Source organism: Cryobacterium sp. 10I1, from assembly GCF_035019805.1.
GTDB lineage: Bacteria > Actinomycetota > Actinomycetes > Actinomycetales > Microbacteriaceae > Cryobacterium > Cryobacterium glucosi.
Window position 1 is genome coordinate 1 of record NZ_JASJVF010000467.1, and the last position, 1,383, is coordinate 1,383.

General features: G+C 71.9%; 1 protein-coding gene and 1 pseudogene. Both read right to left on the reverse strand.

What is annotated here, in order from left to right; translation table 11 throughout:
* Positions 1 to 592 (reverse strand): annotated as a pseudogene (locus tag QN345_RS19130) (glycosyltransferase); the annotation flags it as partial.
* Positions 589 to 1,383: glycosyltransferase family 4 protein (locus tag QN345_RS19135; protein WP_323509126.1), on the reverse strand; the 795-nt coding region annotated here is incomplete at its 5' end. The gene QN345_RS19135 and the pseudogene QN345_RS19130, both read right to left, overlap by 4 nt.

The window sequence follows — 1,383 nt, forward strand, 5'->3', positions numbered from 1 at the left end:
GGGCGGTGAAGGTGTCGCGCACCGCCTCGCAGGTGCTGTGAAGCCCGGCGAGGTCGTCCGGCTCCGGCGCGAAAGCATCGGGCCAGGAGGACGGGAAGCCATAGACCTCGGTGCCGACCGGAAGGGCGCTCGGGTGCCCGAGCACGACGTCGGCGTGGCGGATGCCGGCGCTCACGAGCGCGAGGCGGGCGCTGAAGGCCAGGTGGTCGACGATGATCTGGTCGGGGCGCACCTCGGCGACGATGCGCTGTACCTCCCTGGCGATCTCGACCGGGTTCCAGAGCAGGTCGTTGCTGCGTGCCTCGGCCTGGAACTGCAGAGTCGGCACGAGGCCGAGCCTCGTCGCGGCGAAGAAGCCGCGGAGGGCGTCGTCCTCACCGCTCGGCTGCTGTTCCGCCCGGATGGTGCCGGGGTTCGAACCGCGGCCGAGCTGCAGGTTCACCCGTTCGAAGCCGAACTCGGCGACGATTCCGGCCGTCGCGGGGCCGCTCGCGACGACGACCCGTTCCCCGGCGGTCTGCCAGGCCGTGCCGAGGGTCGCGAGCGGGAACAGGTGCGAGGCGTAGTCGGGGCTGATGATGAGCAGGGTCATGAGGCGCTCAGCGTCCAGTTTGACGCCAGTCCCCGGCCGTAGCCGTTCCCGGCATCCGCCCTGAGGCGCTCGTGCGCTTCTGCGACGTCGCGGTACACCCCGGAGAGGGTCGCGGCCATCGCCTGGATCGTGAACGAGCCGGAGACCATGGCCATGGCGCGCTCGGCGAATTCGGGGCCGAAGGGGCCGGCCGCGAGATCGAGGGCTTCACGCACCCCGGTGGCGAGGCCTGCCGGGTTCCCGGTGTCGACAAGGAACCCGGTCACTCCCTGCTCGACGTAGGTGGCCGGTCCCCCGCCGTTCGGGGCGACCACGGTGAGCCCCGCGGCCATCGCCTCGAGCAACGCGATGCCGAACTCCTCCTTCATGCTCGCGCAGACGTACACGCCGTTCGCCGCGGCGAGGCCGGTGCGGCCGAGGCGGGTGGCGGCGAGCCAGCGGGCGACAGTGTCGTTGGAGCGGTGCCCGGCGAGGAGCAGCCCCGCAGAGGCGGCGTCGCCGCGCGGCACGACGGCGTGGATCCTGTCGAGCTGGCCGGCTTCGTCCGGAGTGGGATCCGTGAGGTCGCCTCCGACGATCAGGAGGTTGCAGGCGGACTGGAGCGCCGGGTCGGCCGCCCAGGTTTCGACGAGGGTTGCCATGCCCTTGACCCGGTGCAGCCGGCCGACGGTGATCGCGAGCGGCAGTGCGCGGCGCTCCAGCGGGAGGGTTGCGAGGAGTTCGTCGAGCTGGCCGGCTTCGTCCGGAGTGGGATCCGTGAGGTCGCCTCCGACGATCAGGAGGTTGCAGGC